Annotated in this window: 10 protein-coding genes and 4 pseudogenes; 2 read left to right on the top strand and 12 right to left on the bottom strand. The window is 58.9% G+C overall.

Annotated features, from left to right (window positions below; translation table 11 throughout):
• Positions 1-65 precede the first annotated feature (65 nt).
• Positions 66-788, top strand: coding sequence for an IS6 family transposase (locus tag G5S42_RS43015; RefSeq protein ID WP_176112657.1), 723 nt, complete (start codon positions 66-68; stop codon positions 786-788).
• Between the two features lie 54 nt (positions 789-842).
• Here G5S42_RS43015 and G5S42_RS43010 read toward each other — a convergent pair.
• The 10 genes and pseudogenes from G5S42_RS43010 to G5S42_RS42965 all read right to left on the bottom strand — a co-directional run.
• Positions 843-998, bottom strand: a pseudogene (locus tag G5S42_RS43010) (IS6 family transposase); the annotation flags it as partial.
• Between the two features lie 69 nt (positions 999-1,067).
• Positions 1,068-2,696: a PA0049 C-terminal domain-containing protein gene (locus G5S42_RS43005; RefSeq protein ID WP_246392626.1), complete on the bottom strand. Its 1,629-nt coding sequence runs from the start codon at positions 2,694-2,696 to the stop codon at positions 1,068-1,070.
• Positions 2,697-3,802: 1,106 nt separating this feature from the next.
• Positions 3,803-4,048, bottom strand: a pseudogene (locus tag G5S42_RS43000) (IS6 family transposase); the annotation flags it as partial.
• A gap of 23 nt (positions 4,049-4,071) precedes the next feature.
• Positions 4,072-4,812 (bottom strand): DDE-type integrase/transposase/recombinase, encoded by a 741-nt coding sequence (locus G5S42_RS45055; protein ID WP_376777366.1) that lies wholly within the window; start codon positions 4,810-4,812, stop codon positions 4,072-4,074.
• Between the two features lie 261 nt (positions 4,813-5,073).
• Positions 5,074-5,406: pseudogene (locus tag G5S42_RS45390) on the bottom strand (S8 family serine peptidase); the annotation flags it as partial.
• Complete coding sequence (locus tag G5S42_RS45385) at positions 5,403-5,966, bottom strand: S8 family serine peptidase (protein ID WP_176112656.1); 564 nt, start codon at positions 5,964-5,966, stop codon at positions 5,403-5,405. The gene G5S42_RS45385 and the pseudogene G5S42_RS45390, both read right to left, overlap by 4 nt.
• A 57-nt stretch (positions 5,967-6,023) precedes the next feature.
• Positions 6,024-6,524, bottom strand: coding sequence for a hypothetical protein (locus G5S42_RS42980; RefSeq protein WP_176112655.1), 501 nt, complete (start codon positions 6,522-6,524; stop codon positions 6,024-6,026).
• A gap of 383 nt (positions 6,525-6,907) precedes the next feature.
• Positions 6,908-7,158 (bottom strand): annotated as a pseudogene (locus tag G5S42_RS42975) (IS5/IS1182 family transposase); the annotation flags it as partial.
• 194 nt (positions 7,159-7,352) lie between these two features.
• Complete coding sequence (locus G5S42_RS45045; protein ID WP_246392625.1) at positions 7,353-7,655, bottom strand: helix-turn-helix transcriptional regulator; 303 nt, start codon at positions 7,653-7,655, stop codon at positions 7,353-7,355.
• Positions 7,630-8,019 carry a hypothetical protein gene (locus G5S42_RS42965; RefSeq protein ID WP_176112654.1) on the bottom strand — a complete coding sequence of 130 codons (390 nt, stop codon included), beginning with the start codon at positions 8,017-8,019 and terminating at the stop codon, positions 7,630-7,632. Before G5S42_RS42965 ends, G5S42_RS45045 begins: the two co-directional genes overlap by 26 nt.
• 847 nt (positions 8,020-8,866) lie before the next feature.
• Between G5S42_RS42965 and G5S42_RS45040 the strand changes: the two genes are divergently transcribed.
• Positions 8,867-9,733 (top strand): transposase, encoded by an 867-nt coding sequence (locus tag G5S42_RS45040; RefSeq protein ID WP_246392624.1) that lies wholly within the window; start codon positions 8,867-8,869, stop codon positions 9,731-9,733.
• A 279-nt stretch (positions 9,734-10,012) separates the two neighbouring features.
• Here the strand turns inward: G5S42_RS45040 and G5S42_RS42950 are convergent, their stop codons facing one another.
• Both G5S42_RS42950 and G5S42_RS42945 read right to left on the bottom strand, forming a co-directional pair.
• Positions 10,013-10,291 (bottom strand): DUF3717 domain-containing protein, encoded by a 279-nt coding sequence (locus G5S42_RS42950; RefSeq protein WP_176112653.1) that lies wholly within the window; start codon positions 10,289-10,291, stop codon positions 10,013-10,015.
• Between the two features lie 23 nt (positions 10,292-10,314).
• On the bottom strand, positions 10,315-13,671 hold the full coding sequence (locus G5S42_RS42945) for a DEAD/DEAH box helicase (RefSeq protein ID WP_176112774.1): 3,357 nt from the start codon (positions 13,669-13,671) through the stop codon (positions 10,315-10,317).
• Positions 13,672-13,790 lie beyond the last annotated feature (119 nt).

The following is a 13,790-nucleotide window of genomic DNA, read 5'->3' as shown; positions in this document are numbered from 1 at the left end:
GGTTGATCGGTTCTGTTGCAGTAAGGCCCACGTTAAAATTGGGTAGCGAATTTTTGAGCTGTGCGATGAAGAAGACGAAGACACCGCGAACCACACTCGCGCCGGGCTTGGCCAAGGTCCTGAAGCGCCGTCACTACCCGCTTGAAGTGATTTTGCTGTGCGTGCGATGGTACGTGGCCTATTCGCTGAGTTTGCGCAATCTTGCGGAAATGATGGGCGAGCGTGGTGTCGCGGTGGATCATTCGACGGTGTACCGCTGGGTCATCAAACTGCTGCCGCTCTTCGAAAGGAGCTTCCGCAAGCACAAGCGTCCGGTTGGGAAAAGCTGGCGAATGGACGAGAGCTATATCAAGATCAAAGGTGAGTGGAAATATCTTTACCGGGCAGTGGACAAGGCGGGCGACACGGTCGACTTCCTGCTCAGGGCCAGGCGGGACAAGGTCGCTGCCCGGCGGTTCTTTGAAAAGGCGATCACCCATAATGGTACGCCAGAGACCGTGACCATCGACAAAAGCGGCTCCAATCTGGCCGCACTGGATGCGGTGAATGCCGATCGCGAGACGCCGATCAAGGTCCGTCAGATCAAGTATCTGAACAACATTGTCGAACAGGACCATCGGGCTATCAAACGCCGGACCCGGCCGATGCTGGGAGTCAAGAACTTCCACCGTGCGAGGGTCATTCTCGGCGGCATCGAGGTAATGCACATGATCAGGAAAGGACAGATGAAATCTGCGGGCAAAGACCCGTCGCCTGCTTCCCAGCAGTTTTACTCCCGTGTATCATAAGCAATACTTATCATATCGACATTTCTCGTCCCGACACCCTTACTGCAACAGAACCCTAATGCGATGCGCGAAGCCCACGCCGAACTTCTCATACCAGCGGCGAATCGTCTCGTAGCTGACCGTCACGCCGCGCTCGAACAGCAACTCTTCGATATCGCGAAGGCCGAGCTGGAACCGGAAGTACCAGCGCACCGCATGGCTGATGACCATCGCCGGGAACGTGGCAATGCCTTGGGGCTTACTGCCACTGCCCTCCCACGTAGCATGTAGGTCGGCGGGCTACTGGATTGCTCCTGCTATCGCAGTCACGATATTGGTTGCCTGCTGCACAATCGTGTCCCGGTACGATTCGAATAGGCTGTCGCTGAGCTTTCCGTCGTCGCCGTCGGAGAAGTTGGTCATGACCGGCACATGCAGATGCCCCGCGAAGATCGTGCGCTGCGGATTCAGCGTGTCACGCAACTGTGTGTTGCGATAGCCACTCTCATTTGACAGATAATTGCCGCCCCCACCGCGATAAGCGCACGACGTTGCGGCGGGCGGTACTGGGTTGGTCGGTGGTGGATATGGCAGTGATTCGGTATCCGAGTTGAACGATGTCTCGATTGAGTTACCGCAATCCTTGAAGTCGTCGTGGTTGGTATGCCAGGCAACTTTGTAACCGCCGGGCTGCGAGCTGCCCGGCTCCGTAATGGCCGCGCCGGAATTCGCTCCGATGATGGTCGCGACAGGTAGCGTGGTTGTCGTGTACTGCTCCGGCTGATCGAGTTGCCAAGGCTGCGGATCGTAGCTGAGCACGTCGTCGGGTGGATAGATGTCCGCGTCCTGCATTCCAGGTAGCAGTGGAGCGCCAAACGGATTGCCAATCGTCGTGCCGAGGTTGTCTGCGAATGCGGCCGCGTGATAGCGGCCGTGCCAGTTCTCGATCCAGAAAGCACCATAATCACCCTGACTCATCGTAATTGACGCATCGACCCGTGCATCACCGATAAAGAATGGTGCGAGCGTGTGCTCCTGCATCCCTTTGCGGAACGGATCGTAATCTACTGGTAGCAGATAGGTCTGGATTAATGCCGTCGAGCCGTCCACCAGTTTGATGCTGCGGTTGGCAAGTGCGAGCGCAATGGCTCCTGATGGATTGCCAGTCCGGATGTTGGTCGATGAGTGAGTTGCTCCTGGCGTACCGAGTGTGAACGGATCGAAGCCGCTGATGATAATTCGTTTCACTCCCTTCCCGGGCGCAAACTGAATGGCGTATTGTCCACGCGATGCGCGTTCAAGCACCCACTGGAGCTGTGCGCGCTCGAAGGTCGTGAGCGTCACCTGCGGGGCCCACTGGCGCAGTACCCGTGTCATCTTGAGGCGCGCCCAGTACAGCATGCGGTCGTCGCTGCGCGGTAGTGTGCCGCTGACAGAACGACCCTGCACGCGATCGACAGCAGCATTCCATAAGCCCTCGCCAGCGATTTTTACAATGCGCACCGCGTCGTCAAAAGAGCGAATCGCGCCGTCCTCGCAGAGTCGCCCTGAGAAGTCAGGACCAAAGTGATCGAAGCCCGATGCGGCGAGAATCTGTTCAGCGAACGGCGTGGTGTTGCCCGGCAGTACATTGACGAGCCGCTGCTCCTCGTACGAGAGCGCGACGCTTGTATTCATACAACCCGCGTATGCTTGTGCGACGGTGCGGGAGGCGGATTCGCGCTGGGATGACTGAATGAGCGAGGCTGGCGGATCGAGCGGGGCGTTCGTGGGTTGATTGGGGTTTTTGGGGCTAACGGAAATCGGCTCGTCCCGATTGGCCGTCGAGGACGGTGCGACGTCAGTGTCGGACGCAACGTTGTTGTCACCACCGCAGCCGTCAAGGAGCAAGGCGGCACACAACACGCAGACAAGTACGGCGTCTTTCATCCGTTCGTCCTTTCTGAAGCTGCGCTGGCTGGCGCCGGTACAGCCGGTCGCAGCGGCAGCTTCTGCGTGCAGTCGCCGTCAAAGTATGGCCCGTTAACTCGTTGCCAGGACGGATTGGGTGCAGTAGGACCGCATGTTATCCGTTCACCATGACGCCACGTGTAGTAAGCGCCATCGTACTGCGCGCTCGCGGTCGCGCTGGCAAAAGCGAGCACCGCTAATATTAGCCAGTGTTTTGGCATGGAGTCTTCCTTACAAAACGCGCCGTGTGACGTACGGCCGCGTGAAGCGCTGGCCCCAGCGCATGATCGTCGTGTGCGCCATCGACAGACAGCGCCCAGCCGTCACAGCGAGATCTCGAAAGCCGAGCTTGTGCCGCAGGTACCAGCGCAAGCAATGGGAAATATCCGCGATCGAAGTGGCACCTGTTGAACAATCCGTCAATGTCGTTGAGCTCACGCATTGACTTGTGCTCGTCAAAAACTCGAGCATAACAGACCAGCGCATCCGAATTTCACTATTACCGACGACACGTCCTGGCAAGTCAAGTCTCTTCTATTGCCACCACTACATACACGCGACAATGCCGACAAACCACACATCGAATGAACTCATTCCTACATCAATTCCGTCCCTTGACGCGGTCGAACTCTGAATAGGTGAAATATTCGACCTCCTTTCAGAACAGTTGGGGCATCATTTCTTTCCGTTTGGCGGACAGCGCCATTTGTCATTTCCCTTTCCATCCGCAACAAGGTTCTCACGTTCCATACCGAAGCCTGTATTGAGCTCATGCCGCCTCTACGCCGGCTGCCGCCAGGTCCGTAAACAGGTCTCGTCCTGACTGATCCTGGAGCGACGAAATGACCCCAGTTTTGACAGCACCTTAACGAATTAACGACGCATCATCGAACGGTTTGCTTTCGCTCATCTTCTCAACACATACCTGCCATCCTTATGGATGACTTTTCCACGGTCGCTCACCACCACGTCTTTTGAACGCAGCAGCACCGGGCGGTTTGAAGCCTGCTCCTGCAAGCCGGCTTCGGGAGGCCTACTCCCATCTTCAGTACAGCACCACAAGCTTTCGGTTGTGTTCGTGACACACTCTCGTCCATACGCCAGCTTTTGCCGACCGGACGTTTGTGCTTGCGGAAGGCTTTTTCGAACAACGGCACCAGCTTGATGGCCCATCGGTGCACGGTCGAATGATCGACCTCGATACCGTGTTCCGCGATCATCTCTTCGAGATCACGCAGACTCAACGAATACGCCACATACCATCGTACGCACAGCAAAATCACGTCCACCGGGAAATGCGGCGTTGTCACGTTGAGTTCCTGGCGACACAGTAGTACAAAGGAAGCACGTCCGCTCAGAAAGCGGACGGATTTTGGGTGACCTCAGTGAAGCGATGCCATGCTGCGAACCGTTCGCTGAGTTGTTTTCGATAGAGAGAGGCGCGCAGTAGATGGCGCTTCAGCGCGAAGTGTTGCCGGATCGGCCAGAAGTTCGACAGGAAGACTTGCGTACGCCCAGGCTTGCGGAAGCCACGCATGCGACGCTCCCGCTCACGTGTGGGCTGGTGACTGTTTTCGGCTCGGTTATTCAACCGAGCGCTGGCTTTGACGAAGACATGTTTGACGTTCGCCAGCTCGGGGATCTCGGCTTTCGCGGCGGGATAGCTACGCAGCTGGTCGGTGACGATCTTGCGTGGCACCTCAGGACATGCGGCGAGAAGCCGTTTGAAAAACCGTTTGGCTGCCGCTTTGTCGCGCCGTTTCTGCAGCAAGACATCGAGTTCGGCGCCGTGCTGGTCGACCGCCCGCCACAACAGATACAGTAACCCGCGATAGGTATTGTTCCCCGACAGGGTCAGCAGACCACTGCCTGACTTTGTCAGGCTACCTTCATAGGCACGTGTCTGGTAAGCAGACTCGCGCGCGGTGCCGATGTCGTACGCTGTCTTGTCGCTGTCGCTCGCATTCGAGGGCAGTCCCTGCGTCCAGCCCTTCGTTTTCAGCGTATCGAGCCACGATTGATGCTCTGCCGCGTCTTCTTTCTGACGCGCGGCGAGTGCAATGTCCGAAATGTCGTTCGACCATACATCCGACATGCCAGAAGGCAAATTAACATGGAACCGACCCAGCAACTGGCTGGGGCCGTTCATTGCCTTCTGTAGATCTGGGAGCCCCCAGCCTGCCACCGCATTGGGCACGTGCGTATTACCCGGGATCAATGCAGTAAGATTGCCGTAACTACCACTGTTGTCGTAGGGAAGCTGATCGAGCGGTTTCGAAGGGTCGACCTTGTTGGGATCCGAAACCATCTCTTGCGAAGTCGTGAGCAATACCGTCAACGCCTGCTCGCTAGTCAGATAGGGATAACGCTCCATGACAAGCGCAAGCGCACCGGAGGCGTATGGAGCAGACGCGGATGTGCCGTTGAAGCGGGGGTCATAGCCGCCTCCAGCTTTGGGGGCCATCGCCACGGTCGGCGCCATGAGACACCACCATTTTGCAACACCGCACTGGTTATAAACCTGCCCATTGTTGCGGGAATAACCGGACACGACTAACCAGTCCGTTTCAATTTCCGGACGATAGTATGGCAACGCGGCCAGCACATCCGGATTTCTCTGAGGGTCGTTCGACGCGGAAATAACTTCAATATAGTGATATTTCGTGGCGGCCTCTGCGGCTGCATCTATCCAAGTTTTCGAACCTTCGCGCGCGCGTTTAGCGAATCCCTGTACGCGGTTTTTAACTGGTCAACATTGTCTGTCAGATTCTCTGCCGGAATGGGAGAACTCTGACCCCAACTCTGATTGACGATACGAACACCACTTTTTCCCAAGGAATCATAGGCAGCAGTAAAGTAACCGTAGTCTAGGCGGTTGGAGCCATGTTCACGATTGTCGTCGGTCCCATTGGTGTTCGCGACATAAACATCTGCATTGAACGCGACACCCTGCATTCCTTTGCCGTCTCGTGCGGCACCAATGGCTCCGCTTACCTCGGTTCCATGCGAGTCATTCACATCATCGACATGCGATCCGGGAACATTGAATACGTCACCCTTCTTGACCGGGATCGTCGAATCGTCGGCATAAAACTGGAACCCGTCTTCATAGTATGTACCGATAGTAGACACAGGATGGATCCGAGGTCCTGACAGTTCGGGATGTGTCGTATCGACGCCTGAATCCAGCACCCCGACTTTTATGCCTCTTCCGGTAAACCCCATCGCATACGCGTATTGCGCCTTCATCGCGCCAGCCGACCAGCTCGCCTTGAATTCTTTATCGTTGCCCCAAGATTTGGCGGCTTACTCCAGGCTGTCCGTTTTGCTACCGTCGGCATTCGTATAGAGTCGTTCCTGACCGAATGCTGGCTTTAGAAACAGAGATCCCACAAGAAATACATGAAGCAATGCGATCGACCTTGCCTTATACATCGCTTTAGCCTGTGTGTCGGTATGATCGACGCTTAGAGCCGCCATCGTACCGGCGGAAGGAAGTCGTTCGGGCTGCAAGCAACGATTGCGCGATACGTATCGACAGGGATCAAGGGTGCGGCTGACCATATGCACAAGGTCGATCTGTAACGCGAGCGTGAAACGGCGGAGGTGTCGGCGATGATGAGCATGGCTCAACGAGCGGTTATTGGCAAAAATTGTGCGGTGTCCGGTAGGAGACTCGAGCTGATGGGACGCATGCGAGATGGTTCGCATTCCGAACCAAGGCACTCGCCAGTGTTTCATGCCGCCCACCCCGCTAATAAACGACCCCACGCCGAGAACGCGGGGTATTCCCAGTGGTGCTTCCACGGAGTCTTCGGACCCCATCGAGCTTCGAGCTCGTACATCGTTGGGCTTGTCCCAGCCGGCTCGACCGGAGCCACCTTACTCCCTCAGCGCCACGCAGTCACCCATACCACTCGTCGGTCTGCGTCGCTCAGCCGCTAGTTTTCAGAGCGCTGATCTTTTGCCACTTGCGGCATATCAGTCGTAAGAGTTTGTTGGCAGGGTGGTCGCCCGGCTTTCGAAGCATGACGACCTCCGTTTGCCGAGACCGATGGGCTTTTCACGTTTCGCGTAAAGCCTTGCGCGCCGTTCAACGGTTGGCCAGTGCAAACAGTGTCGTGATCTGCCCGGTGCTCTTCATCAACCCTCGATACGGGGCCTTCGTCTATCCAAACTGCTGCTGGTTCCTTCTTCATCTGGTGCGTCTCCGGGCCCCGTGTATCAGAGCCGTTCTTTGTCGAACTGGGTGCCGAAATCAAGATCGCATCGACCGCCGACCCTGCCTTCAGCATCAAGCCTTGCTCGCTCAGGATCTCATTGACCAGCGTGCGTATCACGCGGCCAAGCCGTGTGTTGCGAGGAGGTGACGGAACCGGAGAATCGCACTCTCGCCAATCAAACGCGTCATACCCTTGTCTAATCCCGAAAACCCCCTGTGCGCACACAAGCAAAGATCGAGACTGCAGGCCCTATGGGATTGCTGCCATCATGGCACCGATCGCCCATCACATAGATATAAAATGTTTTTTTGATGTCCGCGTGATTCTCTAATACCGCCCAGGCAGTATGACTTTCAACTGGTTGCGCGTTTTCGTTTTTGAAAACACGCAACCAGTTGCTGGTAAGAAGCGCTCATGAGGAAGGGGCCGGTTGCGAGTTGTAGCCGAGATCGGCAAGCCGCTTGAGCAGGCGTTGGATGGTTTTGCCAGTGTCGAGCCGGCTGAAGTAGTCGGTACCGAGGCGAGGTCTGCATAGACGACGCCGTTGGAAAGCATGAAAGGCCACCCGATTCGCGGATATCTTGCGCGGCGGCGGGAACTCATTCTCGCGCACCAGCTTTTGAATCATCGCTTCCGATAGCGATACGAATGTCGCCGCCGCATGCAGGTCGAGATAGACCGGCTTCGCGCTAATGGTTGTCGTCTTCGTTGTCATGTTTCAGACCCTTCCCTTTTGATATCGGGGCCGCCGGGCTCCGAGAAACAGACCACTGCCGCCCCTCAGATTGACGGGCTATACGGCGCCTCGCCATTGATGACGCGCTTCGCCTGCTCTTTAACTCGCAGACAGACTCAAAGCAGAGGAAGGCGCCGTCTGCGGTCAGCATGCGATCCCATACGCCCTCGCTGTCCTGATAGATGATGACGTACTCATCAACGCGAAAGCCATCGGCGACCAGATCGGCGATGACGCGCTCGGCGTCATTGGTTACGGAGCGCGCGCCATCGTTGTGATCGATGATGCAGATAAAGGGCGGTTCGACGCTATACGAGTATTGCGCGCGCGAATGTAGGTACATCAGGTTTCCGCCGTTCCTCGTACGAGAATGTGGCGCCGGTATTCATGCAACCAGCATATGTCAGATGCGACGGTGCTGGAAACGGTTTTGGGTTGGACGGCGGGATAAGCGAGGCTGGAGGGTCGAGCGGGGTGTTCGTGGGTTGAGTGGGGCTGGTTGGCCCAACAGCAGTCAGCTTGTCCGGACTGGTCGACGAGGAAGGTGTGCGACGGCAGTGGCAGATACAACGTTGTCGTCACCACCGCAGCCGTCGAGGAAGAACTCGGCGGCACACAATGCGTAGACCAGGACGGCATTTTTCATTCGCTCATCCCTTCTGAAGCTGCGCTGGCTGGCACCGGCGCAGCCGGTCGCACCGGCAGCTTCTGCGTGCAGTCGCCGTCAAAGTATGGCCCGTCAACGCGTTGCCAAGACGGATTGGGTGCAGTAGGCCCGCATGTTAGCCGGTCACCATGGCGCCACGTGTAGTAAGCGCCATCGTATTGCGCGCTCGCTGTCGCGCTGGAAAAAACGAGCACCGCTAATATCAGCCTGTGTTTCGGCATGGAGCCTCCCATTACAAACTCGCTGTGTGACGTACGGAGCCTCAAGGCTTCGTTATTGCCAGCGAGTAGAGCCGAGCGTAGACAGAAGAAAAATTGCGCGCTAGTAAATTTTTTTGAATGTAGTGGATAGTATTTCTTAACAAGGCTTTGTCAGGTTGACGGTAAAGCGGCGGTAGAATGAAGTGATGCAACTGATTGCGGGTTTTCCGAAGGGGCCGAATTTGTCTGCGAGCCCCACCGGGGGTGGCTTTCGGAGCTGGCGAGGGGGGAGCGGTTAAAGTGAGGGCTTTGCGGATGCGAAAATGGCTACAAACCATGGCCGGCAGGCGATTCCCACGAAATTGAGTGAAGCGCAGTTCGGGCAATTTGTCTTGCCGCACCTGAGCCGGGGCCGGCGCGGCCCGCCGCCGACGTTGCCGTTACAGAGGATGTTCAACTACGTCCTGAAGGCGCTCTATATGGGGTGTCAATGGAAGATGCTGCCGATCGAAACGGATGCAAAGGGGCTGCCTGAAATCCACCACACCCACATCTACCGGATCATGCGACGCTGGCAGGCTGACGGCAGCATCGACCGGGTCTTCGCGGGCTCGGTCGATCAACTGCATCGGGACCAGCTCCCCGACCTCGCGAACATCCATGGCGACGGCACGACCACAGCGGCAAAGAAAGGCGGCGACAACCTGGGCGACAGCGGGCACAAGCATCTGAAGGGCGACAAGGTGGTGGCCTTCTGCGATCGCAACTGCAACATCATCGCGCCATTCGTGACGGCGCCGGGCAATCGCAACGAATCACCCCTGCTGCGTGACGCGCTGCCCAAACTCACCGCCATAGCGCGCGCCATTGGTGCGAACCTGCAGGGCTCAACCGTCAGTCTGGATGGCGTCCACGACTGCCGCGAAAACCGCCGTGCGATCTTCAACCGCGGCATGAGGCCCAACATTCCCGAGAACCCGCGTGGGCGCAAGGCACCGAAGCGCGGTCGCAGACGGCATTTCGACGCGGCCATCTTCGCGGAGCGCTTCAGCACCATCGAGCGCGTGTTCGCCTGGGAGGACACCTTCCGCCCCCTGCTGCTGCGCTTCGAACGCATCAGTGCCGTGCACTACGCGCTCAAGACGCTCGCCTACACGATGATCAACCTGAGGGACTACTGCCGCAGCTGATCGCGGCCCTCAGGGCGGCCTGTCGCTACTTCGCCGGCGCATTGCGCCATGGCCGCGCGCGTCGTTACCATGTCGATCACTTCGCAAATCAGACTTCCGCTTCGCGTTGCCTGTCTTGCCAACTCATGCATTTCATGAAACATATGCATTACTGATCAAATGCAACTTCAGTCTGCTTGAAACCCGCAATCAGTTGTAATTCAATGAGTCAAAGAGAAAATTTTGACCGATCGCAGGGCCTTGAATACCGCAAGGGTCGACTGGAAGTTGATGGCAGCGTCAGTCAGGTGGTAACCCCGGCCAGGCGCTGCCGACCGGATGCGGATAGAGGATACCGAGGGCGTGGCGTTCCACATAAATGAGGTCAATCCATCGGATGGTGGTTTCACGACGGGCCGTCATTCGCGCGCGCAGTTCGGCGAGGGCTTCGGCCGGGGAGGTCGTGGTGTGGAGCGTGACCGGTTTGCGCTCACGCCAGCGCGAGAGCGCAGCCTCGACATGGGCGATGGTGAGGCGGTGGCTGGCTTGTGCGGGGATCGGAAAATCGGCTGGGGTCATGGAATTTGCAGAGAAACTGGACATCATCGGCCCTGCGTCCCGGTCCTGGCGCGCGGACGGGCCGCTGCGGCCGGCGAGACATCCGGAATCGGTTCAAACAGCGCATCGAGGTCGTCGGCTGAAAGCTTGACCGCGCCGGCGCCGTCTTCGGACAGAATGCTGTCGGCCAGCACGGCCTTCTTCTCCTGCAGCGCGACGATCTTTTCCTCGATGCTGCCGGCGGCGATCAGCTTGTAGACGAACACCGGCTTGTCCTGGCCGAGACGATGCGCACGATCCGTCGCCTGGTTTTCCGCGGCGGGGTTCCACCACGGATCGTAGTGAATCACGGTGTCGGCTGCCGTCAGGTTCAGACCAACACCGCCGGCCTTCAGGCTGATCAGGAAGAGCGGCACTTCCCCTTGCTGGAAGCGCTGCACGGGCGTCATGCGATCGGTGGTGTCGCCGGTGAGGATGACGTATGGGATGGCGGCCTTCTCGAGCGCCGCCGAGATCAGCGCCAGCATCCCGGTGAACTGCGAGAACAGCAGCACGCGGCGCCCTTCGTCGATCAGTTCCGGGAGCATTTCGAGGAGCAGGTCAAGCTTGGCTGATTCCCTGACCTGTGCCGCTTTCTCCAGCTTGACGAGGCGCGGATCGCAGCAGACCTGACGCAGCTTGAGCAACGCATCGAGCACGATAATGTGACTGCGGGCGAGTCCCTGTGCGGCAACGGCGGTCCGGACCTTTTCCTGCATCGCGGCGCGTACCGTTTCATACAGATCGCGCTGCGCACCTTCAATGTCCACGGTGCGCACGATGACTGTCTTCGGCGGCAGTTCGGTCGCAACCTCATCCTTGCGCCGGCGCAGCATGAACGGGCGGATTCGGCGTGCGAGCAGCTCGCGCCGCACGGTGTCGCCGCCTTTCTCGATCGGCGTGCGCCAGCGCTTCGTAAAATCTTTCTGGCTGCCAAGGAACCCGGGCAGCAGGAAATCGAACTGGGACCACAGCTCGCCCAGGTGATTTTCGAGTGGCGTACCGGTCAGACACAGGCGGTGCTGCGCGCGCAGTTCGCGGATGGTAGCTGCCGCTTTGGTCGTGGCGTTCTTGACGTACTGGGCCTCGTCGAGGATCAGCAGGTGATAGTCATGCCGCGCGAGGATGGCCTGATCGCGCCACAGCAGCGCGTAGGTCGTCAGGATGAGATCGTGTTCGCCGATCTGGTCGAAACGATCGCGGCGCTCGGGCCCGTTCAGATCGAGGACTTTCAGGTCGGGCGCGAAACGTCCCGCTTCCTCGCGCCAGTTGTGGACCAGCGTGGTCGGCACGACGATCAGCGCGGGCTGCTCGAGACGACCTGCCTCCTTTTCGGCGAGCACATGGGCCAGTGTCTGCACGGTCTTGCCGAGTCCCATGTCGTCGGCCAACACGCCCGACAGGTTGTGCTCGCGCAGGAACTGCATCCAGCTTAAGCCCTGATGCTGGTACGCGCGTAATTCAGCCTGCAATCCGCGCGGCACGGGTACCTCGGCCAGACCTGGTCCGGCCTGCAGGCGCTGCGCGAGCTGGCGAATTGACGCATCGCCGTGGAACTGCCAGCGGCCCGTATCGTTCAGTGCTTCGAGGCGGCCGGCATCCAGTTCGGAAATCCGCAGGGAACCTTCTCCAACAGACTCGAACAGATCGACCAGTATCCGCACGACCGGTTTGAGCCGGTCGGCGCGCAGGCGCAGCCGTTCGCTCCGATTGGTTCTCAGCTCGATCATTTCGTCATCGGCAATCGTATCGAGTTCGCCCGACAGCCAGCGCCGGTCGCGCCGGAACAGTTCCGCCAGCAGCGGCTCGAGGCGCTCCGTACGGTCGCCTACCGTGATCCCCATTTCCAGATCGAACCAGCCGTCGCCCGCGTGGTGCGCCGTCCCGTCGATGGCGTCGATCTCGATCACGTTGAAGCGGAACCCAGCGGTCATGGTGACGCGCCAGCCCTTGCCGCGCAGCACCGGTAACACGTCATTCACGACCGCGTACCACGCATCGGGCTCCGTCAGCCCGAGCATCGCATCGGGAAGCGATTGCATACTCTGTACGCGACTGGCGGGGATCTTCTGCAGCCCGGTCTTGCGTAACTCTATCAGCCGCTTTTTCTCGGCATCAGGGCGCCGCCTGAGCTGAACAACGCCACCGTCGGGATGCGAGACCAGGGTCGCGTCACTATCCGCGTTGAGGCAAACCCCGTCATAGTCGAAACCGACGGTCGCGAAATCCAGCACGCCGCTGTGGTAGTCATATTTGCCAAAGCTCGCGGAATACACCGAGCGGGTGTCGAGCGACAGGAGCGGCACCGGCTCGGTGTCGATCACCCGGATGGCCGATGCGTCGTGTGCCGGAGGTGACGGCAGATCGGGGGCAATCTCGCGCAGCACGGCGGCCACGAGCGGTGCTTCAGCCAACGAGATCGGCGGCATCGACAGGTACGTGGCCAGTTGCTGCGATGTCAGGGATTGCGACGGCAACTGCACGATGCCGGCGACACCCGCCTGCGCGTCGACGTACCAGAGCGGTTCGGTTGCCAGCAGCAGCGTGGCTAGTGGCCCGGTTCGCAATACAGGTCGCAGATGGTCGTCTGCCTGGGGCTGCCACTCGATCTGTCCCGTACGAGGATCGCCCTGGGACAGCGCCACAGGCGTGGACAATGCGCCCTGATTCGCGCTCACTGCGGCGAACAGGCGACCGGTCACGATCAGCTTCTGCAGCACATCCGCCCCGGTTGAGCCGCGCAACACGAAGCTGCCATAGTCCTCGCGACAGCGACCCAGCCACAGTCCACGCAGGATCGTCAGATCATCGTCCGTGACGAATTTCGGCGGCTTGATGAGGGCGGCCTCGACATTGTTCCACGCATCGTCGATCGAGCGGATCGTGCCGTCGGCATTGCGGCGCGCCTTGAAGAGTTGCACTTCATGGCGCTGGTGATAGCGCGACCAGCCCAGCACATAGGCGAGCGTATGGGGCGGTTTCGAGGCCGCCTTCCTTGCATTGGGCGCGGTAGTCGCCAGTTCGGCACGAAACGTTTCCAGCCAGCTGACGAGTTCATGACGTACGTCTGGCTGGGGCTTCGGCATGCGTTCGAGGCCTGCAATCAGCAGCGCCGCTGCGTGCTTGCAGTCGTATCCAACCGGGCACGAGCATTCACTTTCGGCCCACAGGCCATCCGCTGTGTCGTAAAACTGCACATCCACCGTATAGGGGCGACGCGCAGTCCCCTGCACCTCGCCGCTGAGTACATTGTCCTGCCAGCGCAGCTTTGATACCGCGTGGACGTAATCACGCGCCTTGGCGAGCGTGCGGGAATCCAGCCAGCGCGCGATCTGCGCCCGGTCATAAAAAACTGACGACATCCGTGACCCATCCATACATGTTCGACCAGCGATGACGGCAACGCGTGAGCAGGCAGAGATGAGTAAGACGTTGACTTCCTGTCCCTGTCATGACCTCCCGGCATCCGTTGCCCGCGATG

The sequence above is a fragment of the Paraburkholderia youngii genome, assembly GCF_013366925.1.
Classification (GTDB): domain Bacteria; phylum Pseudomonadota; class Gammaproteobacteria; order Burkholderiales; family Burkholderiaceae; genus Paraburkholderia; species Paraburkholderia youngii.
This window is presented reverse-complemented; position numbering and strand designations above follow the sequence as displayed.